Source organism: Streptomyces sp. GbtcB7 (genome assembly GCF_019091445.1).
Classification (GTDB): domain Bacteria; phylum Actinomycetota; class Actinomycetes; order Streptomycetales; family Streptomycetaceae; genus Streptomyces; species Streptomyces mirabilis.
The window spans coordinates 1-230 of sequence record NZ_JAGXJM010000756.1; the positions used below are offsets into that span (position 1 = coordinate 1).

At 70.9% G+C, this 230-nt stretch carries 1 pseudogene; it reads left to right on the forward strand.

The features are described from left to right. Window positions 1–14: 14 nt before the first annotated feature. Window positions 15–230 (forward strand): annotated as a pseudogene (locus KVT44_RS57455) (hypothetical protein); the annotation flags it as partial.

Genomic DNA, 230 nt, shown 5'->3' on the forward strand with positions numbered 1-230 from the left:
CGAGGGGGTTCGTCATGTCGGAGCACGGTAGTGAGGTGGCCGGGATGGTTCAGGGGGACGGGGATGTCGGTATGGAGACCGGGATCAGGACAGGGGTGGGGACCGGGATCGAGTTCGGGATCGAGCTCGGCGTGGTGCGTCGGCTGTGGCATCTGCTGGGGCCTCTGCACGCGGTGCGCTACTACGCGCCGGTGGGCCTCGAGGGGTCGGCCGCGCTCGGGCACGCCGGG